Origin of the sequence: Protofrankia sp. CiP3, from assembly GCF_917627345.1 — a bacterium.
Lineage (GTDB): Bacteria > Actinomycetota > Actinomycetes > Frankiales > Frankiaceae > Protofrankia.
The window spans coordinates 12,781-32,733 of the sequence record NZ_CAKJTM010000058.1 but is presented as its reverse complement, the minus strand read 5'-3'; the positions used below and the strand labels follow the sequence as shown (position 1 = coordinate 32,733).

Annotated in this window: 12 protein-coding genes and 2 CRISPR repeat arrays; of the genes, 2 read left to right on the top strand and 10 right to left on the bottom strand. The window is 69.6% G+C overall.

The annotated features are described in order from the left end of the window. Positions 1–33 precede the first annotated feature (33 nt). Positions 34–1,039: direct repeats of the CRISPR family, unit length 28 nt; unit sequence GGAAGATCCCCGCGCGTGCGGGGACGAC. A gap of 68 nt (positions 1,040–1,107) precedes the next feature. Further along, a CRISPR array of direct repeats spans positions 1,108–6,567; the repeat unit is 28 nt; unit sequence GGAAGATCCCCGCGCGTGCGGGGACGAC. An 18-nt stretch (positions 6,568–6,585) separates the two neighbouring features. The 9 genes from cas2e to MJ797_RS18015 form a co-directional block, all read right to left on the bottom strand. After that, on the bottom strand, positions 6,586–6,864 hold the full coding sequence (gene cas2e / locus MJ797_RS18055; protein ID WP_239310847.1) for a type I-E CRISPR-associated endoribonuclease Cas2e: 279 nt from the start codon (positions 6,862–6,864) through the stop codon (positions 6,586–6,588). Next, entirely contained in the window at positions 6,861–7,853 is a 993-nt protein-coding gene (gene cas1e, locus MJ797_RS18050) for a type I-E CRISPR-associated endonuclease Cas1e (RefSeq protein WP_239336535.1), read from the bottom strand. The genes cas2e and cas1e overlap by 4 nt, the downstream gene beginning before the upstream one ends. A 1-nt stretch (position 7,854) precedes the next feature. Continuing rightward, a complete protein-coding gene (cas6e, locus tag MJ797_RS18045) occupies positions 7,855–8,658 on the bottom strand; it encodes a type I-E CRISPR-associated protein Cas6/Cse3/CasE (protein WP_239336529.1) in 804 nt (267 codons plus the stop codon). A 6-nt stretch (positions 8,659–8,664) separates the two neighbouring features. Next, a complete protein-coding gene (cas5e, locus tag MJ797_RS18040) occupies positions 8,665–9,477 on the bottom strand; it encodes a type I-E CRISPR-associated protein Cas5/CasD (protein ID WP_239336521.1) in 813 nt (270 codons plus the stop codon). Next, positions 9,474–10,616, bottom strand: a complete 1,143-nt coding sequence (gene cas7e / locus MJ797_RS18035; protein ID WP_239336518.1) for a type I-E CRISPR-associated protein Cas7/Cse4/CasC — start codon at positions 10,614–10,616, stop codon at positions 9,474–9,476. Before cas7e ends, cas5e begins: the two co-directional genes overlap by 4 nt. Positions 10,617–10,704: 88 nt before the next feature. After that, positions 10,705–11,361, bottom strand: a complete 657-nt coding sequence (casB, locus tag MJ797_RS18030) for a type I-E CRISPR-associated protein Cse2/CasB (protein ID WP_239336515.1) — start codon at positions 11,359–11,361, stop codon at positions 10,705–10,707. Continuing rightward, on the bottom strand, positions 11,358–12,983 hold the full coding sequence (casA, locus tag MJ797_RS18025) for a type I-E CRISPR-associated protein Cse1/CasA (protein ID WP_239336512.1): 1,626 nt from the start codon (positions 12,981–12,983) through the stop codon (positions 11,358–11,360). Before casA ends, casB begins: the two co-directional genes overlap by 4 nt. Beyond that, entirely contained in the window at positions 12,980–15,817 is a 2,838-nt protein-coding gene (gene cas3, locus MJ797_RS18020; protein ID WP_239336509.1) for a CRISPR-associated helicase Cas3', read from the bottom strand. Before cas3 ends, casA begins: the two co-directional genes overlap by 4 nt. Before the next feature lie 233 nt (positions 15,818–16,050). Then, positions 16,051–17,709, bottom strand: a complete 1,659-nt coding sequence (locus tag MJ797_RS18015; protein WP_239336503.1) for a plasmid pRiA4b ORF-3 family protein — start codon at positions 17,707–17,709, stop codon at positions 16,051–16,053. Between the two features lie 267 nt (positions 17,710–17,976). Between MJ797_RS18015 and MJ797_RS18010 the strand changes: the two genes are divergently transcribed. Both MJ797_RS18010 and MJ797_RS18005 read left to right on the top strand, forming a co-directional pair. Continuing rightward, on the top strand, positions 17,977–18,228 hold the full coding sequence (locus tag MJ797_RS18010) for a ribbon-helix-helix protein, CopG family (RefSeq protein ID WP_239336500.1): 252 nt from the start codon (positions 17,977–17,979) through the stop codon (positions 18,226–18,228). Next, a complete protein-coding gene (locus MJ797_RS18005; protein WP_239336492.1) occupies positions 18,228–18,608 on the top strand; it encodes a type II toxin-antitoxin system VapC family toxin in 381 nt (126 codons plus the stop codon). The genes MJ797_RS18010 and MJ797_RS18005 overlap by 1 nt, the downstream gene beginning before the upstream one ends. Before the next feature lie 126 nt (positions 18,609–18,734). Here the strand turns inward: MJ797_RS18005 and MJ797_RS18000 are convergent. After that, the coding region (locus MJ797_RS18000; RefSeq protein ID WP_239336491.1) for a LacI family DNA-binding transcriptional regulator at positions 18,735–19,953 on the bottom strand (1,219 nt) is incomplete at its 5' end.

The following is a 19,953-nucleotide window of genomic DNA, read 5'->3' as shown; positions in this document are numbered from 1 at the left end:
TACCTCGTCGGGCCGGCGACGGTGCGCGTCGAGGGAAGATCCCCGCGCGTGCGGGGACGACATCATCTGCTGGCACACCAGCCCCGGCGTCCAGGGAAGATCCCCGCGCGTGCGGAGACGACGGCCCATGCCACGCGGCGGGGCTGCCTAGCTAGGGAAGATCCCCGCGCGTGCGGAGACGACCTGGCACTGTACGGACTGGCCCTGTACGCCGGGGGAAGATCCCCGCGCGTGCGGGGACGACTCGTCCTGGTCGCCGTTGTCGCGCGCCTGCGTGGGAAGATCCCCGCGCGTGCGGGGACGACAAACTGCTGGTGCTGCTCACCGGTGGTGGCGTCGGGAAGATCCCCGCGCGTGCGGGGACGACGTCGCTCGCGCGGTGACCTGCACCCGTGACGGAGGAAGATCCCCGCGCGTGCGGGGACGACATCGTCTACTGGCACACCAGCCCGGGCGTCCAGGGAAGATCCCCGCGCGTGCGGGGACGACGGATCTCGGTCGCCATAGGTGTCGCTCCAATCGGGAAGATCCCCGCGCGTGCGGGGACGACCACGACATGCACGCCCGCTCGGTCTGGTTCTTCGGAAGATCCCCGCGCGTGCGGGGACGACGGCTAGACGCGGCCAGCTCCGTCGTCGGCAGTGGGAAGATCCCCGCGCGTGCGGGGACGACACTTCCTCGATCGCCTCGTGGAAAACGGCAGGAGGAAGATCCCCGTGCGTGCGGGGACGACCTCGCGCGCGCCCCGGCAGCACCGGGCGCTGGGGGAAGATCCCCGCGCGTGCGGGGACGACAGAGCGCGGGCCGCATGAGCAGAGACTGCGCGAGGAAGATCCCCGCGCGTGCGGGGACGACTCATCGCGCGTCCCCGTCCCCGTACAGCGCCGCGGGAAGATCCCCGCGCGTGCGGGGACGACCGCGGATGTCCGCGAGCGTGCCGAGGTTGCCACGGAAGATCCCCGCGCGTGCGGGGACGACTTGCGCGCGCAGTGGGTGCACCGGCTGACTGTGGGAAGATCCCCGCGCGTGCGGGGACGACGGCGAGCCGCTCGTCTTCGACGGCGCGGGGACGACGCGTCTGGCCGGCCCCGGGTGATCGTAATCGGGGGAAGATCCCCGCGCGTGCGGGGACGACGCGAGTGGACCCGCCGGTGCACCGCCGGACGGGGGAAGATCCCCGCGCGTGCGGGGACGACTAGGCGGGGGGTTATGGGGTCCAGGTGCCGTCCGGAAGATCCCCGCGCGTGCGGGGACGACATCACCGCGCCCCCCTCCCCCGCCGCCAATGACGGAAGATCCCCGCGCGTGCGGGGACGACGGAGATGGTGTGGTGGGTGGTGGCGGGCTGGTGGGAAGATCCCCGCGCGTGCGGGGACGACCGCATCCCACGGTCTACCGATGTCCTCGGCGAGGGAAGATCCCCGCGCGTGCGGGGACGACTACTGCTTGATGGATGCGACGCCAGATTGCTACGGAAGATCCCCGCGCGTGCGGGGACGACCTCGGGCCGGGGGATCTGGTGGGTGGCGTGGCCGGAAGATCCCCGCGCGTACGGGGACGACGACTGGTCGGCGGCGTACCGCGCGGCCGAGCTCGGAAGATCCCCGCGCGTGCGGGGACGACGGGTGAGAAGTGACCAGCCCGCGGAGCGCATTGGGAAGATCCCCGCGCGTGCGGGGACGACCACCATGCGGTGTCCTCGCCTCGCGGCTTCTCCGGAAGATCCCCGCGCGTGCGGGGACGACCAGGTGTCGCACGTCGGCAGCGGGCGGGGCGCCGGAAGATCCCCGCGCGTGCGGGGACGACCGCGAGATCTTTTCCGCGGACAGATGCTGTTTGGGAAGATCCCCGCGTGTGCGGGGACGACGGCCGGCCCGGCGCCGGACCGCCCGGCGCTCTCGGAAGATCCCCGCGCGTGCGGGGACGACTCACCTGCCGCGCGTGTAATGGCACGGGGCGCGGGAAGATCCCCGCGCGTGCGGGGACGACCACTGGTCAAGGGAGACGCCGTAGCCGGAGGCGGGAAGATCCCCGCGCGTGCGGGGACGACTCTGCCGTGTCATGCGGCGCGGCGATCAAACCGGGAAGATCCCCGCGCGTGCGGGGACGACAGACCAGCGAGCGGCCGAGGGTCGTCGTGATGGGGAAGATCCCCGCGCGTGCGGGGACGACCCAGGTCATGGAGGTACTCGCGTGAACGTTGGGGGAAGATCCCCGCGCGTGCGGGGACGACACGTCCGACATCGAGGATGTCAAACTCGTAGCGGGAAGATCCCCGCGCGTGCGGGGACGACCTCGGCGGTGCTCGAACGCCGCCGGATCATCGGGGAAGATCCCCGCGCGTGCGGGGACGACCGTGGCGGCCTCGATGCACATACCGGCCGAGCAGGAAGATCCCCGCGCGTGCGGGGACGACGTTCGCACCGCCCGCAGCCGCAGGCCCACCGCCGGAAGATCCCCGCGCGTGCGGGGACGACAGATGCCGATCGGCGATCAGGTCGTCCGGTGGGGGAAGATCCCCGCGCGTGCGGGGACGACGTCTCCTGAAATCATCCTATCGGAGCGTCGCTAGGAAGATCCCCGCGCGTGCGGGGACGACGGCCACCGACACCGACGGCGGTGCTGGCGGGTGGGAAGATCCCCGCGCGTGCGGGGACGACTACCAGCCGCCAGTAGTTCGTCCCATCGAGAAAGGAAGATCCCCGCGCGTGCGGGGACGACTCGCGGGCAATGTCGACGACCCCCAGGCCGCTGGGAAGATCCCCGCGCGTGCGGGGACGACCAGCCGCAGCGGCGCCGCGGCAGCAGGTAGCGCGGAAGATCCCCGCGCGTGCGGGGACGACCCGGATGCGTGGTGCGCGTGCCCCGGGCCGGAGGGAAGATCCCCGCGCGTGCGGGGACGACTACGACGCCGTAACGTGCGGGTTCGGGATCTTCGGAAGATCCCCGCGCGTGCGGGGACGACGGCCGGGGCGCTGGCGCGGGTCAGGGTGCCGGGGGAAGATCCCCGCGCGTGCGGGGACGACCTGTGGACGGTCCGCGACGCGGCCTACCAGCGGGGAAGATCCCCGCGCGTGCGGGGACGACCGCTCGCGTGACGCCAACCGCCGTTGCGTTTCGGGAAGATCCCCGCGCGTGCGGGGACGACAACCAACAGCCACATACGCCGCACAGCCCGCGGGGAAGATCCCCGCGCGTGCGGGGACGACCACATGAGGCCGCTTAGGGCGGCGTGGGGGTGCGGAAGATCCCCGCGCGTGCGGGGACGACGCATCCGTCTTCGGCCCGACCTGCGCGTTTGTCGGAAGATCCCCGCGCGTGCGGGGACGACTCGCGTGGGCGGTCAGCCCGGCGATCAGCTCGGGGAAGATCCCCGCGCGTGCGGGGACGACGGGTGTGGCTGCGCGGCGCGGGGTTGCGTTGGGGGAAGATCCCCGCGCGTGCGGGGACGACGCAGACTCGAACTGTGGGCCGATGACGCCGGCCGGAAGATCCCCGCGCGTGCGGGGACGACCAGGGCTCGGCGGGGCGGTACGGCGCGGCCTCGGGAAGATCCCCGCGCGTGCGGGGACGACGTTCGCCAGCCGCCAGGTCACCACCCCCAGCAGGGAAGATCCCCGCGCGTGCGGGGACGACGTGGGCCAGGTCCAGGTGCAGGTTTTGGGTCCCGGAAGATCCCCGCGCGTGCGGGGACGACCGGCCGCGGCAGGGGATCATCTACCTGCTGCACGGAAGATCCCCGCGCGTGCGGGGACGACCGTGCCAGACGTGGTAGATGCCTGCGCGTGCGCGGAAGATCCCCGCGCGTGCGGGGACGACGGGGATTTCGACCGGATCAGGCGTCAGTGGACGCGGAAGATCCCCGCGCGTGCGGGGACGACGTGGTGCTCATGGGCGTATGGCCGGTGATCGCGGGAAGATCCCCGCGCGTGCGGGGACGACGTACGAGCGCGCCTACGACGTCGCCGTCAACTAGGAAGATCCCCGCGCGTGCGGGGACGACCGAACGCGCGGCATCTACAGAGATGAGCTGGGTGGAAGATCCCCGCGCGTGCGGGGACGACCGAACAGCGGGAACGTCGCACGCGCGAGCCAAGGGAAGATCCCCGCGCGTGCGGGGACAACGGAGACCGCGCATTGCCCGCCGGCGTGGAGTGGGGAAGATCCCCGCGCGTGCGGGGACGACCGACTTGCCGCGGCCGGGGCACACGGCGAACCGGGAAGATCCCCGCGCGTGCGGGGACGACGGGGGCCGCATGGAGCTCCTGTTCACCTACTACGGAAGATCCCCGCGCGTGCGGGGACGACGGGTCGTCGACCAGGCCGTCGGCCGTGCTCGGGGGAAGATCCCCGCGCGTGCGGGGACGACGGACCAGAACGATCGACGGCCCGGGGGGTCGAAGGAAGATCCCCGCGCGTGCGGGGACGACGACGAGGAGCTGATCCTCTACAGCGCACACGAGGGAAGATCCCCGCGCGTGCGGGGACGACATTCGGTCGGGTCGGGCACGTCGACAACAGCGCGGAAGATCCCCGCGCGTGCGGGGACGACCCCACGGGCCAGCGTCTTGAGGATCTGGTCGCGGGAAGATTCCCGCGCGTGCGGGGACGACAGGTGCGCCAGACCGCCAATGACTGGGATGAGGGGAAGATCCCCGCGCGTGCGGGGACGACCACCTCCGGCAGCGTCGTCGGGTCACCGCGGAGGGGAAGATCCCCGCGCGTGCGGGGACGACAGATAGCTCCGCACGACGACGCCGACATCCTGTGGAAGATCCCCGCGCGTGCGGGGACGACGCGCCTACGACAAGCGGACGCCGATGAGGCTGCGGAAGATCCCCGCGCGTGCGGGGACGACAGCGTCTCGGGCGCGGCCGGCACCCGTCCCGCGGGAAGATCCCCGCGCGTGCGGGGACGACGGGAGAACATCATCATGACAATCGCGTCTTTCCGGAAGATCCCCGCGCGTGCGGGGACGACGCGTACGGGCCGTGCTGCTCGCAGCTGTTGACGGGAAGATCCCCGCGCGTGCGGGGACGACTCGACCTGGACGTCGCGAAAGCCGGTCAGGAGGGGAAGATCCCCGCGCGTGCGGGGACGACGCGCAGTGGAAACGAACGCTGCTGGTCGTAACTGGAAGATCCCCGCGCGTGCGGGGACGACACTGGATCAGTAGCGCTGAAATACAGTGCATACGGAAGATCCCCGCGCGTGCGGGGACGACGACGCCGAACGTCAGAACCTGTTCATCGTCTCGGGAAGATCCCCGCGCGTGCGGGGACGACTCCAAGGACGCGGCGGCGGCGCTCAAGCAACGCGGAAGATCCCCGCGCGTGCGGGGACGACTCCCGCCGACAACGCTTACGGTCGAAAAGGCGAGGAAGATCCCCGCGCGTGCGGGGACGACGATGGAACGACCGCGGCGACGACACCCGGACGCGGAAGATCCCCGCGCGTGCGGGGACGACCAGGGAATTGAAATACCCGGCTGGGAGATAATCGGAAGATCCCCGCGCGTGCGGGGACGACACCCGCTGATAGTCCGGCTGCCCGTAGCTGCCCGGAAGATCCCCGCGCGTGCGGGGACGACCCCATCTATGACAGCTGGGCGGTCGCGGTGTTCGGAAGATCCCCGCGCGTGCGGGGACGACCCCATCTATGACAGCTGGGCGGTCGCGGTGTTCGGAAGATCCCCGCGCGTGCGGGGACGACGGCCCGACGATCGGCGTGGGTGATGACGCCGAGGGAAGATCCCCGCGCGTGCGGGGACGACCAAAGTCGGACATTTACGGCGCGATGCTCGCAGGGAAGATCCCCGCGCGTGCGGGGACGACGCGCGGTGCCAGCGACGCGGTGCGCGGCGTGGGGGAAGATCCCCGCGCGTGCGGGGACGACGTCGCCGGGCGTGACGCCGCATGCGACGAGCGCGGAAGATCCCCGCGCGTGCGGGGACGGCCGCCGTGGGCTCGCCGGTGACCCGAACCTGGCGGGAAGATCCCCGCGCGTGCGGGGACGGCGGAATACGCCGCGGTGGCGGGCTCGCCGGGGGATGGAAGATCCCCGCGCGTGCGGGGACGACGGCGGTCAGGAAGCCGGACGGGACGGAGCAGAAGGAAGATCCCCGCGCGTGCGGGGACGACACAAATGATGGTGGCGGGGTAGCGTTGGGGGTGGGAAGATCCCCGCGCGTGCGGGGACGACGGCCAGCGATCCCCTGCCCCGATGGCCGCCACCGGAAGATCCCCGCGCGTGCGGGGACGACGATGGCGAACCAGTGGGCAGTTACATCTCCGTCGGAAGATCCCCGCGCGTGCGGGGACGACAGCCGGGTCTACAGGCGGGTGCTGGGCTATGCCGGAAGATCCCCGCGCGTGCGGGGACGACGCCCGCGCTGGCACGCCGCGTGGGTGCGGCCGGGGAAGATCCCCGCGCGTGCGGGGACGACAACCGAGCGGCACCCTGCCCGACATCCTCAAACGGAAGATCCCCGCGCGTGCGGGGACGACAGGCGTTGGCGTTGGCGGCCTGCTGCGTTCTATGGAAGATCCCCGCGCGTGCGGGGACGACACTTGCTGACCTGCGGCTTTAGCGGCGTGGACGGGCAAACAGTATCAGTCCGTCGTAGTCGACGGGGTAGCCTCGATCGCGGCCAGCGGTGCGGACGGTCCAGCCTTGTTCGTTGTTGGCTGGTTCGATCATGACTGCCTGGCCGTCGTTGACGCGAGCGGTCAGGACGGTCCAAAGTCGGTCGCGGACCCGGGCGCTGGGGTTGCCGACGAACACACCGGCCGTTATCTCGATCATCCATCGGGTGAGGTGCCCGCGCAGGCCGTCGGCCACTGCTATGAGGACGATGACGGTCACAGCGGTGGCCGGTGGTCGTCGATGTCCGGGCCTGTGAGGCCGAGAAAGCTGATGTCGTCCCAGTTGTCGACCATGTCGATGGCCCAGTTGACCCCGCCGGGGACGCGGTCGTTGACCTCATCCCACAGGTGAAGTTCGTCTTGGTCGTCGATATCCGTTCCTTCGCCGAGAAGCAGATCTTTGATATCGCGGACAATGCGGGCCATGAGCTTGCCATCGGCGACGCGGTCGCGGAAGACGGTCCGGATGTCGCGTTCCTCGGTTCGGCCGGCGGCGGCGAGGTCGAAGGCGAGCGGAATTGTGTATTCCGCCTTGTAGAGGTCAGCTATGTCGAGGACGAAGGATGTGGCTCCGCCGGTGTGGACGAATCCGAGTGCCGGGCTGGCTCCTATTCCTACGACAGCGGCGTGGCATATTCCGTAGAGGCAGGTGTGTCCCGCCGACAGGAGCCGGTTGATGTCGTCGCCGGCGGCGTAGGGTTCGCCTGGTTTGTACGCGCGTCCGGACCATTCAATGCCGGTGCGTTCCGCGTGCTGTCGGTAGATTTTCTTGACGCGGGCGCCCTCCCGGCCACGGAGCTGTTGCATCGTGGCTTGGGATACGTCTTCGTCGGGGAAGCGTTTGCCGTACATGCGTCGCGCGACACCGAGGCGTTCCTTGGTGCGGGTTACCAGATATGCCTGACGGAGGAGCAGCCCGGCGCCTCGGCTGGGTCCGAGACCGGCGGCGTACATGCGGACCGCGCGATCGCCGACCCAGCACACGGCGGTGCCGGAGTCGGCGAGCAGCCGGACGGCACCGCTGGTGATTCGGGTTCCTGGGCCGATCAGCAAGCTCGCGACAAACGCGGCTGGAACCCTGACGGTACGTTCGCGGGTCACGAGCACGACGGCGTTGTCGTCCCGATCGATATGGCATTTCTCGACATACAGGGTGGAGACGCGGTCTTCGATGCGATGGAGGTCCTGTGGGTTGGCCAGCCACCACATGTCATCCGCCGGTTTCGGCTGGCGGCCGGTAGGCGGCGAGGGTGAGGAGGCCGCATCCATAGGCTTTGGCGGAGCCGACGCCGTGCGTCAACGTATGGCGGGCAAGAGCCGGATCAGTCACTCGCAGCGCTCCGTCAAAGGTTGCGGTGCTCAGCACGACACGATGGCCCCGGGTGCTGGATGCACCCGCACCCGCACCCGCACCCGGCTCGCCTTCGCCTCGCTTGTAGAAGGTGAGGCGGTCACGGGCGGTCAGGCGGAGCGCGGGGTCACCGTCCGGGGTGTCGAGCACGTGAAAGCCCCACCGTTCGACTCGGCTGGTCAGCCAGGCGATCTGGTGGGTTGCGGTCCGGTGCGGAACGCGGACGCCGCGCGGACGCGGCTGGGATAGGCGCTCTTTTTGGCTGACCGACGGGTTCATCGGTGTACGGGTGGAACTGACCGGGTTCGCGCGGAGCCGGAAGCGAAACTCCCGGCCCGTCTCGAGGCGGTCGAGCAGCGGCTGGTAGTCGCGGATGAGAGCCTGCGGCTCATCGGCATGGGCCCAGCCGGCCTGTTCGATGAGGTGCTCCCACGATGGGGCTGACTCGGTGAGAACCAAGAGCTCCGCCCGATACTCACGGCGCGGCCGATCGCGGGCCTCACCGCGCGACGAGTCGCTTTCCAGACGCCAGAGAACGCGTTCGCTGATCGGCTGGCGGCTGATGCCGCCAAGTATGGCGGCGTGCAATTTCTCCGGGCTGCCGAGCAGCGCCTGGCTCTGTCGCCGCAGCGGGTTAAGCCATATTCGGGACAAATAGGTCACGGCTGGTCACCATCCGAGAATCGCGAAGGGGTCATGGCTGTCGGCCGCGTCGACAGCATCCGGGTTGTCAACGTGGGGCGAGGGAACGCGCACCCAGGTCTGACGGACCCGGCGGCTGGTGAAGGACCGGTCTCGGGGGTCGAAGCTCGTTGGCAGGTCCATCCGGATGTCGTCACCGGCGGGATCGTCGAGGGTGACGGGCAGGTCGAGGTGACGCGGCGGGGACTTCAGCCGTTCGAGCTGACGCCGCTGGCTGTGTCCGCCGTACCAGGGCACCTGGCCGAGGACGTCGAGCAGCCCACCGGTCCAGGCGGTCAAGCCTGGCTGGCCGACGGGTGTGAGCAGCACCGGTTGGGTCGGGGGGCAGGCTCGGCGCCCGAGCGCGAGAGGAAAGGCGGGATTGCGGATGGCGTCAGCGAGGGCGACGAGGACGTCATCGGGCGCGACGATCGCGACGATGAAGACGGCGTCCTGGAGGTAGAAGCGCTCGGTGACGTGGGTGAGTTTCGCAGGGGCCGTCAACTTCTGCTTCCCCTTGGCTGTGACGGCGGCCGACGGCAACGGGCGGCCACGGTAGTCACTGACGGTGTGGTAGTCGCGGAGCAGAGTCCCGGCCTGGTCGGTGCGGACCCCGAAGGTCAATGCGAGCAGGTCTTCGATCGGGTCGGCCCGCCGACGGCCCTGCGCGGCCGCGAGCAGGCCGACAAGACCGCTCTTCGTCGGCTCGGGAGAGGTTTCACGGCGGTTGAACATGCTCGGGCCGCCCCATGACTGGATCGGCCCGGCCAGCCGGAGGACCAGACAGGACGATGTGCTCATCGCGCCGCGCCGGTGAGGCGCTCCCGCGCGGCCACGGTCACCATCTCGACGACGTCCTTGAACGGCGTCGATGGGCCGAGCGTGCTGGCTAGATCGTCTGCGCCAGCGGTTGACGTGCTCGTGCTGTAGGTGGAGGCGACGAGCGCGGGCCGGCGTCCCCACAGCGAGGCGGCCTCGGCCAGCTCGTTCGCCAGCCGGTCGACGGAGGTCGCCAGGATGCTTCGGCTGCCGGCCCGTACGGGATTCTCGAACGCGGAGACGAGGTTGACCGGCTGGTCGCCGCGCAGGGCGACGGTGACGAGGTTGGGGACAGTGCGGTGCGCGAAGGAATTCCTGTGTCCGGTCGGCATGGAGGTGGTGAACGCGGTGAGGAAGACACGCAGGGCCTCGACGGCTGCCTCCACGTCGCCGCCGAGGTTGTCGGCGAGCTGGTGCAGGCCGACGGTCGCATACCGGTAGAGCGTCGCGGACTGGAACTCCACCGTGCCGATCATTCCGGCGCCGGTCTCCTCCTTGAGGTTCTCGTCATCGACCGCCGTGTAGTAGTCGAACTCGACCTCGGCGGCGTGGGTGGACAAGGCGTGAGCGACCTGGGTCGCGGCGTCGACGTTCAGATCAGGCAGCTCAGCGACCATGCGTCCGAACAGGGCCACGTCGATCGGATGGCCGGTGCCGAGCACCTTTTTGATGGAGACGTGGCCGAGGGAGGAGGCGAGGGCCGTTTCGTCGAGCTCCGCGAGCTGAGGAAGGTCGGCTTCGATCAGGTCAATGAGCCGCTCGAGCTGCGGGCGGCCGAAGAACAGCAGATAGGCGGTCTCGGCCTCTTTCTTCCCGTCCTTGATGCCAAGGTCAGTGAGGAGAGCCTTGGTGATCCGGGCGCACGCCTCCGGGCTGGTGAGGCCGCGCGCGGCGATCCGCTCGCGGAGCAGGGCTGAGATCTTTTTTGTCCGGGTACCGAGCCGGGCTGGGTCCACCTGCTCGCTGAACGCGGTGCGGGTCGCCCGCTTCCACGCCTGGGACGATACCCGCGCGCGCCTGACGCCACCGTAAATGGCTTGTTTCGGTGTGCCCGCGTCATCCCGGTTGAGGTTCGACGGGGGCACGGTCTGGAGAATATGAATGTCAACATAGAGAGGCATCGGTATGCTCTTCATCCTGATGGTATCGGGCGATGGTATTGGGATCGGTACGGGCGCAACGGCCGCGGGGAAATGCGCGCCGCGGGTGTCAGTCGTTGGGGGTGGCGGAACCGCCGGGCTTGGTGCCGTCGGATTTGGCGCGGGCAGATTTGGCGCGGTCGGGCTTGGTGCCGTCAGGACCGCCGCGGTCACGGCCGAGGAAGTACTGTCGTCCCCAGTCGCGACGGACCCGGCCGATTCGCTCCGGACGCTGCCAATCGATGAGGTCGTCGAGCAGGGCGGTGTAGTCGAGCGGCTGGGAGATTTGCCGGAGCTGACGGACCAGGCCCCGGAGATGGTAGGCGCACTCGTCCAGTGATGTGGCGGTGGCGGCGGCGTTGAAGCGCCGGTCGACAGCGTCGACGCTGAATTTCTCGCTGGCCCGCAGCATCTGAACAGCTTTACCGACCCCGATGCCCGCGTCGTGCACCGACTTGGGCTGCGACTGCTGATGAATGGCATACAGGGTGAGGGCTGCGTGCTCGGCGCGCAAGCGCGCGCTGATCCCACCGTCTGCCGTGAGGAGGGTGTAATGCTGCCACATCGAGGGGACGCTGCCCGGCTCGCGGCCGACACCGCGCCGCAGGGCGGCCAGGGCCGCGCCGTCCGGGCTTGTCCCCGACGCCGTCCGTTCCCAGAAGTATCGGACCTGGCTTCGTTGCTCCGGAACGGACGTGTCAGCGGACGGTGTGGCTTCGGTGGTCATGGGTTCCCCGTCGTAGGTCTGGATGCCGTGGAGGTGTCTTCCGGTCGGCCGAGGGCATCGTTGAGCGCGCGCCGGAACGACGCTTCGGCGGTCGCGAGCCGAGGCCCGAAGGGGGTGTCCGGGTCGCGGCCGAGGAATGTTCCCGGGCCCGCCCCCGCCAGGGCGGGTTCGGCGATGGCAAAGGCCAGTCGGCGGGCAATGGCCCGCCAGGCATCCTCGGCCTGTTCGGTGTGATCGGGCCGCCGTTGGAGCCCGGCCAGGAGCCGATGGACGTAGGGGGTGAAGCTGTGGACGAGGGTGTCGCCGAGCCGTTGGCCCTTGTCCCAGGGAATCTTCTCGCCGTGTTCGGCGGCTCGAAGGTCGTCCCCGAGCCGGTTGGCCGCGACTCGCAGCTTCTCAGCCTGCCCGACGACGGCCAGGATGGTGTCCCGGACCGCCGAGTCTCCTCCAGCGAGCGCGGCGACCGGTAGCGGGACACCATCGACCATGACGTCCTCGATGACCGCCGACTGGTTGCCGTAGCTCACCCCCACGGTAAGTACCTGAAGGGGGATGTCGTCGGCGAGGTAGTCGTCCGTGCGGAGCCGGCCCAGCTGGATGAGCAGCGACGGCGCGGTCATCCGCTCGCCGCTGGTCGGGATCGTGGCCAGCAGCGCCTCCAGACCGCGCCAGGCGGACCGTCCCGGCTGGTGGCGGGCCGGCCGTACCGGCGGGTCTTCTTTCTTGGGCTTGTCGACCCGCCGCCAGGCGGTGTGGGGCTCGAGGTCGTGTGGGAGCGGTACGAGCCGGTCGCCGGCGGTCAGGACGACCCGGCTCACGGTGGGTGCTGTGTCGTCGTGGTCGAGCACGAGCCGGACTCGGCGGGACTGCCAGGTGAGCAGGTCCAGCAGGCCCTGTGCGGACCGGGAGGCCCAGCGTCCGGTGGGGGGCTCCCGCCGCCACCAGGGAGCATCCCGCTGGCGCAGCCCCGCCGGCAGTATGGGCGTGTTGAGCAGCAGGGTCTGGAAGAGGGTCAGCCCGATCGGGATGACGACGCCGAGCTGACCGACCGGACCAGTCGGGTTGCCGGTGGTTTTCCCGGCCTTGACCTTGTTGTCGTCGGCCGCGCCCGACTTGATGGCGGCGGTGTCCCAGCACTGGACGGCCAGTAGCGCTCGGACCGCCCGCGCTGGGCTGAGCGCTGGCGGGTCATCCTCGGTCCGGGCTGAGAACAATGGGACGTTGTTGCCCGCGGCGAGCCGAGGGATGAGCAGTGAGATCGGTTTTGTCTCGTCCTTTCCCGTGCGCAGCCCGGCGACCTGCCCGAACGGCTGTGTGGGATGGAACACGTCGAACCGGGCGGCATGATCGCTGAGGTAACGGCCAATCGGGTCTCCGTCTGTGAATCTCCCCGTTTCCCAGCGCGCCGCCCACTCGTCGTCGTCACGCGGCGCGCCCAGCGCGTCCAGCATGACGGGCAGCAGGACCTGACGGAGGACAGCGACGGCCTCCAGCGGGTCGTCGACCGCCAGGCCGTCGATCACGGCGGCGTCGGCGAAGGCGGTGGCCAGACTGACGTCGGTGCGGTGGCCGTCACGGATCACTGGAATCCACGGCTCGTGGACGAGGTCGAAGCTGGTCATCGCTCCCCCTGGCGTTGATACCGCAGACCGTGGTCGTTGTCATACGTCAGCAGATATTTACCAAAGGCCACCGACAGTTTGTCGTCGAGCACAAGCGCACGGGCGTGACGCAGCCACGGATCGTCTCGGGACCAGCCGGGGAGCGGGCCGAGCTCCGCACGAGCGGCCGTGGTGATCGCTTCGATCGGCGGCAGCCGGATGGTCGCGCCGACAACTTCCTCGAGCAGGGCGTCGTCGCCGTTGACCGCCTCGCCGTTGGGCCCCAGCGGCCGGCCGGCCAGCGTCCGCAAGCCCCCGTCTGGCGCCCGCCGGACCAGGACCACCTCGACCGACTCGGGACCGTCGCGAACCACCGCGGCGATCCTCTCGTCGTCCTCCCGGGGCGCGGCCGACCGATCGTGCAGGCCATCCAGGGTCTTTGCGCCGAGCGCATCCACCCCGGCGAGAAGATAGTTCGCAGCCTTCGCGGCGCGTTCAGTTTCCTTGTCCAGCCAGTCCTGGCGGTACCGCTCAGCCGTCGCGGTCCAGGACGGCGGGCCGAGCGGATGCTCGCCGTACCCGTCGGCGACGAGTGCCGGGACCTGGGCGGGTATCGACCAGCCGGGACCGGCCGCGGCGTCGAGGACGAGCGCCGCCGCGCGGACGAGCGGATGGTCACCGTAGACCGCCCGGCTTCCGGCCGGCCAGGACGGCAAGCCGGCGGCGTCCAGGCGCAGCCCGCTGACGATCAGGCGAGGCTGGCGCAGGCGGTGCGGCCGGTCGACGTCCGGCCGGACATGACGATGTAAACGTCCAACACGCTGGATCAGCAGGTCGATGGGCGCAAGATCGCTGACGAGCAGATCGGCATCAACGTCAAACGACTGCTCGGCAACCTGCGTCGCCACGACCACCAGCCGACGCGGTCGCTCGGCGGCCCCGGATCGGCCCGGTGGGCCGAGCTGGTCGACGATCCGTTCCGCCCGCTCGGCTCGGGCGGCCGCGACGAACCGGGCGTGCAGCAGAACGACGTCGGCGCCGAAGACGGGACGGAGCAGATCGAAGACGTCCTGCGCCCGGCGCACGGTGTTGCAGACCACCAACGCCCGTCCACCGTCAGCTACCTCGGCGGTGACCGCGTCCGCGATGCTTGTGGGAGCGAATTCCACCGTCTCGGCCAGGATCTCCACACGGACATCCGATGGTCTGTCCCGCCAGGATGCGCCCGACGTGACGCGGGCGTCGAGCCCGCCGTCGTTGCCTACGGCGACGGCGGTCAGACACGGATATCCGTTCGCCGCGGGTATGGAGCCCAGTTCGGGGTCCGGGTTTTGGGTCACGCCCTGCACATACGCCTCGATGAGGCGCAGGCGAAGGGCGGGCGGCAGGGTCGCCGAGAGAAGAATGACGGGCACACCAGCGTCTGCCAGCCAGCGCAGCGCTTCGAAGAGGAACTGCGCCATGTAGACGTCGTAGGCGTGCACCTCGTCGAGAATCACCACCCGACCCGCCAGGCCAGCATGGCGCAGCATGACATGCTTGGTCCGCGTCGCCGCGTAGAGAAGCTGGTCGACGGTCCCGACCGTGACCGGCGTAAGCAGGCCACGTTTCCCGCCCAGGAACCAGTCGGGCGCAGCCTCGCCCGATGCAGAGGGCTCAGCTGCGGGACCGGAGCCGTTACCCGCCGACGCCCAGCCGAAATCGTCAGGCAAGCCGTACTCGTCGAGGCCCTCGTCGATACCGGTGAACCGGGCCTCACGACGGAGCGCGGCCCATTCTTTGTTGAAACGCGCCCGGCCGTGGAGAAGACCGATGGACACCTCCGGATCGACCTTCGTGAGCCAGTCCAGAACCCGGGTGAACATGGGATCGCTGGTCGCCTGCGTGGGCATACCGACGAACACACCGTCCGCGCCGAACCGCCGGGCCATCACCTCGGCCGTGACCAGCGCAGCCTCGGTCTTCCCTTCACCCATCGGCGCTTCGATGATCATAAGGCCTGGCGCCGGCATTTCCTCCGCGAGCGCGACAGCGGCCGCCTGCGTCGGCCGGGCGCTGCGCCCGAACCGGAGACGAACCAGATCCTTCTCGGTCCGCGGGGCGGGGTGGCTGGAGCGCCAGCCACCCCGCAGGCCCAGGCTGGTCCACGCCGTTTCCGCGCGCCGCCGCGATTCCTCCAATGAAATTTTTTCCAGGCTGGGCTGGCCCTCGAAGTGCGTCTCATCGCTCGCTATCCAGTCCGCCATAATGATCAGACCGGATAAGGCGAGCTGCCCAGCCCGTCGCGGGCGGCTCACATTCACGAACGAGGTTAAATCGGTGCCGAGTTCGCGGGCGACCATGGCCACGAAGGCACGTTGCGCTTCCCGCCACGGGCCTTCACCATGCGCGGACGGCGTCGGAGGCTGAAGGGTGGCGGTCGCCGGGACGATGCCGTGATGGCCCGCGATCAGTGGCCATACCCAGTTCCGCGTCTCCCGCGGCCAGCCAGCCTCTTTGGCGTACATCCGCATGATCACAGCGCCGGCTCGGGCGTGATGCCATTGCCGGCTCTGATTGCGGGTCAGGCGACGCCAGTCAAGCCCCGCAACGCGGACCCGCTCCGCCAAGGCCTCGTCTTTCATCTGGAACGCCGGTGTCGCCTTACCGACGTCGTGCAGCCCACACAGCAGGGAGAAGAACAGCCGTCCCCGGCCGCCGCTATGGGCATCCAGCCGGTCTTTCACCGCCGAGGACAGGAACCGGTCCCACACCAGCTCGCCGACCGCCGCGGTATCGAGCAGGTGCCCAAGTAGGAGGTGAGCTGAGTTCTGCGCCTTGGATTTTCCCCACACGACGCCCAAGCCCGCATGCATCAGACTCCGTCCTATCGGTCAGAGGGCAGCATCCAGGACACAACCCCGCGCGTGCGGGGACGACACCGGTACGGCGCGCATCCAGGGATGACCCCAGCGGCTGAAGGCGATCCTGGCGACGCCCCCAATACTCATTGAGCCTGAGCTTTGCGGCCTACTGACCGCGCAGGCCGGCGATGGGCAGGCTGCCTCCGCATGCGCGTGGATCTTCCCACGGGCCGGGAGATCCGCCGCTATCTCGGCGCGACCGGGCTGGCAGGCGCGAGATCTACGGTGGCCGCGTCGTCGGTCCCGACGTCATCCTGCTCCGGAACGAGTTCGGCGAGGCGCTTGTTGATCTCCTCGCTGTCGAACGGCACCGAGCCGGGCTCCGAGTCCTCCGGGTTCCAGTACTCGACCGGTGCGTCACCTTTCCCAGCCAAGCAGACGATGCGGAGCGGCCCGGCTTCGACGGCGTCCGCGGCCTCGTTAAAGTCGAAGCCCTCCAACGTTACGGTGTGCTTCCAGGATGCGCCGAAATCGTAGAGATAGTCCAGCCGGGAGCCCACCCGCGGCAGCACGCGGTAGAGCGAGCTGCTGTGCTCGTCCTCGGCTTCGTCGATGTCGCCGAACCTCAGCCCGTTCTCGGCGGTGAAAGCGTGGAGATGGTCTCCGTCCCAGCCGAACAGGGCCTGAATGACCAGGTGCAGGTCGGCAAGGCTCGCGGCGGCCGGGATCCGCACCCTGCGCCATGCTCGTGGCCGCCAGCCGTCCAGCTCGACCTTCAGCCGGAGGGCACGGGGCCGCCCGCCGGCCTCGAGAACCGCGTGGATGGCCTCGCGCAGCTCGGGTTCGTCCGGGTGCCCGCCGCCGACGGCTCTGGCCAGGCCACCGACCATGGTGACCTCGTCGAGAACGGCCTGTGTGCCGTGGCGGTGCAGGATGGCGAGCAAGAACTCGGTGCGCAGCCAGCGGGTCTGCGTGGCGTCGGGTTCAGCGCCCAGCCCGTGGGCGAAAAGGGCGTCGACCGCGTGCGGCGCGAGCGTCGGCAGGTCCCGGACAGCCATCATCGCGGGTAGCATCTCGGGCCCGTGACAGATGACAGCCTCCACCACAACCCCGCGGGCGGCAGGCCCCGCGTCGGCGGCTGCTCGCAGTAGCTCGGTGAGCAGCCCGATGCTGTCGCGCTCGCCTGTCCACTGAGCGAGCAGCATGTCGACCTGCTCGCTGCTGTCGGTCGCGACGAGGCGGGCGACGAGTTCGGCTGCCGGCAGCGAGGGCGTCACCTGAGACGCGCGCACGACCTCGTGAAGCCAACGGCCCAGCGGCGTGAGCGCGACGCGGTCGGCCCCGCTGTCCACTGCCGCGAACGACTCCAGCAGCCGCAGCACGCTGTCAAACCGCCCCATGCTGCCGCTGAACGAACCGAGTACGAGCGAGCTGGACATCCAGTCAAGGTCGTAGAGCCGGTCACGGAGTCGCTTGGCCACCTCGTCCTGACGCAGGCTCGGCTGTTCACTCAGGATCGACAGGAGCAGATGACAGGCAAGCAGCACCCCGGCCCGGTTCCGGTCGCGCGACTGGCTCCGGCAGACCTCCTCCAACGCCGTGACCCAGGTGTTCAGCATGCTGGCATCGGTGTCGGTCCCGTCCGTGCCCGGAGAGACCGCAGTGTCCGTGGCCGCAGTGTCCGTGGCCGCGGTGTCCGTGCTTTCGGCGGGGGAATCCGCAGGGCAGGTGCCCACCGCGCGACCGCCGCCGATGACCAGCCAGCGGGCCGACCGCGCGGCCAGCCATGCAAGGTGTAACTCTGGGACGTCGGCCGCTGTGCGTACCTTTCCCGGAGCGGGCAGGCCCGCGCCGGCCGCGGCAGCCTCGACATCGACCGGCCGGAGCACCTCCTTCGCTGTCACGGGACGACCAGGGCCGACCCAGGCAGCGAGCCGCCGTGCGCGGGACAGCGCCTGACAACCGGCCGCGGCGCGGGCAAGCTCTGCGAGATCAGCGGGCGGGACTGTGACTGGAGAGGAAGAGATCACGGCCGTTAGCGTAGACAGCCTGGGCGACCGTGACGTCATCGAGTCGGGGATGTCTGGTGTGCCCTCGGAAATCGGCTCACCCAGCTCCATCCTGCCCCCGAGCAGCGCCACCTGTGCCGTCAAACGATGTAGGTTTACATCATGGCGCACCGTACACAGATCACTCTGGCCGACGAGCAGTACGAGCGGCTGCGGGCCGAGTCCCGGCGCAGCGGGCTCGGCCTCGCCGAGCTTGTGCGCCGCGCGGTGGACCGGGTGTACGGTTCGAGCCGCCCGGAGGAAACGGTGCGCGCTCTGGACGCCAGCTTCGGGAGCTGGACGGGCCGCGTGGACGACGGGGTGAGCTACGTAGAAGGGCTGCGGCGCGGGATGGCACACCGCCTCGCCGACTGATGGCAATCGTCGTCGACACCTCGGTGCTCATCGACCATCTCCGTGGCGACCAGGGTGCGCGCGGCGCGCTGCGCCAGGCCGCGCAGGCGGGGGAACGCCTGGTCGCCTCAGTCCTGACGAAGGTCGAGATATTGGCGGGGATGCGGGCGGGCGAGGAACATGCGACGCACCGCCTGCTGGACAGTCTCGACATGGTCGGAGTCGATGACTCCATGACCGAACGTGCCGGTATGCTCGCCAATCGCTACCTGCGTTCCCATCCCGGTGTCGACCCTGTCGATTACGTCATCGCCGCGACAGCACAGCACCTGGACGCCGATCTGTGGACCCGTAACCTGAAGCATTTCCCGATGTTTCCTGGGCTCGCGGCACCGTATTGAGTGCCAGACACCCGCCTCGGTGACAACGTCAGCCTCAGCCGGAGACAGCCAGCGAGAGTGTCGTTCCAAAGAGCCGACGGCTCGGGCCCCATGGCTGGACCGGAGAGGTCAGCGCCGCGCGTCAGATCACGGCCCGCGTTTCTCACCGGCGGAGCCGCGGGCGACCAGCGTCGGTTCGAAAACGATGCTGACCGGCTCACCGGGGTGCTCAACGACAAGTTCGGCCGCCCGTCGGCCCATCTGGTACGAGGGCTGGGTGATCACGGTGATCCCGAGCGCGGTGGCCCAGGGAAAGTCATCCATGGTCAGGAACGCGATGTCGTCGGGAATGGCGAGGCCTCGAGCGGTCAACGCCGCATGGACAGCGATGGTCAGGCGCCCGGTGGTGCAGGCGATCGCGTCCAACGGCCTTTTTCGATCATGTGCACGCGCGAGGAGCGTACCGACGGCGCGGTCGACCTCCTTCGCCGTCTCCGCTACGGTCACCGCGTCCTGGGGCAGGGGCAGGGGCAGATCGAAATCAGTGAAAGCCTGCCGCAGCCCCGCCGTGCGCTCGATCTGGGACGGGCGGCCCCCGGAGGTGACAACACCGACGGACGACCGCCCGCACTCGGCCAGATGCACGGCCATCAGACGACCGGCCCCGACGTTGTTCAGACTGATCGAGTGCATGCCCTGCGGTGGGTCCCGCACGATGCGCGCGACGATCACGCATGGCGTGCCGTTCTCGGCCATGTGGCGGGTACGGCTGTCGGTCCCCTCGCCGGTCGTCACGATCAGTCCACGCACCCGGTGTTCGTCCATCATCCGGACCAGGGCGATCTCATGATCGATCTGACGAAACGTGTTGGCGAACATGACGAGGCTGTCGTTAGCGGCGGCCACGTCGTCGATGCCACGGATCAGATCAAGGTAGAAGGGGCTGCTCAGGTCGCGGATGACAACTCCGATCGTGCTGGAGCGTCCGGCGAAAATACTCCTGGTGAGCGCGTTGGGGGTGTATTCGAGACGAGTGACCGCCTCCCGCACCCTGATGGCCGTCGCCTCGGTGACGGCCCCGCCGTTGAGGACCCGGGAGACCGTGGCCGTGGACACTCCGGCATGCGCGGCGACGTCACCGATGGTGACCCGCTTCACCATGGTCGCTCCACGTCTCTCCAAGGTCACGCCAAGGTCACGCCACGCGGTTCGGGCGCCGGCCCGGTCAGGGGTGACACGCCGACCGTGCCGGACGACGATCTCGCCGCCGAGCATGACGGTACCCACCTTGTCGAGCTCCGCCGGGTCTGTCACCACCAAGTCGGCAAGGGCGCCCGGGACGACGCGGCCACGCCGGGGCGCCAGG

Excerpts from the sequence above, each read along its gene's own strand:
- cas1e (WP_239336535.1), bottom strand. The coding sequence starts at position 7,853 with ATGTGGTGGCTGGCCAACCCACAGGACCTCCATCGCATCGAAGACCGC.
- cas5e (WP_239336521.1), bottom strand. The coding sequence starts at position 9,477 with ATGAGCACATCGTCCTGTCTGGTCCTCCGGCTGGCCGGGCCGATCCAG.
- cas7e (WP_239336518.1), bottom strand. The coding sequence starts at position 10,616 with ATGCCTCTCTATGTTGACATTCATATTCTCCAGACCGTGCCCCCGTCG.
- casB (WP_239336515.1), bottom strand. The coding sequence starts at position 11,361 with ATGACCACCGAAGCCACACCGTCCGCTGACACGTCCGTTCCGGAGCAA.
- casA (WP_239336512.1), bottom strand. The coding sequence starts at position 12,983 with ATGACCAGCTTCGACCTCGTCCACGAGCCGTGGATTCCAGTGATCCGT.
- cas3 (WP_239336509.1), bottom strand. The coding sequence starts at position 15,817 with ATGCATGCGGGCTTGGGCGTCGTGTGGGGAAAATCCAAGGCGCAGAAC.
- MJ797_RS18010 (WP_239336500.1), top strand. The coding sequence starts at position 17,977 with ATGGCGCACCGTACACAGATCACTCTGGCCGACGAGCAGTACGAGCGG.
- MJ797_RS18005 (WP_239336492.1), top strand. The coding sequence starts at position 18,228 with ATGGCAATCGTCGTCGACACCTCGGTGCTCATCGACCATCTCCGTGGC.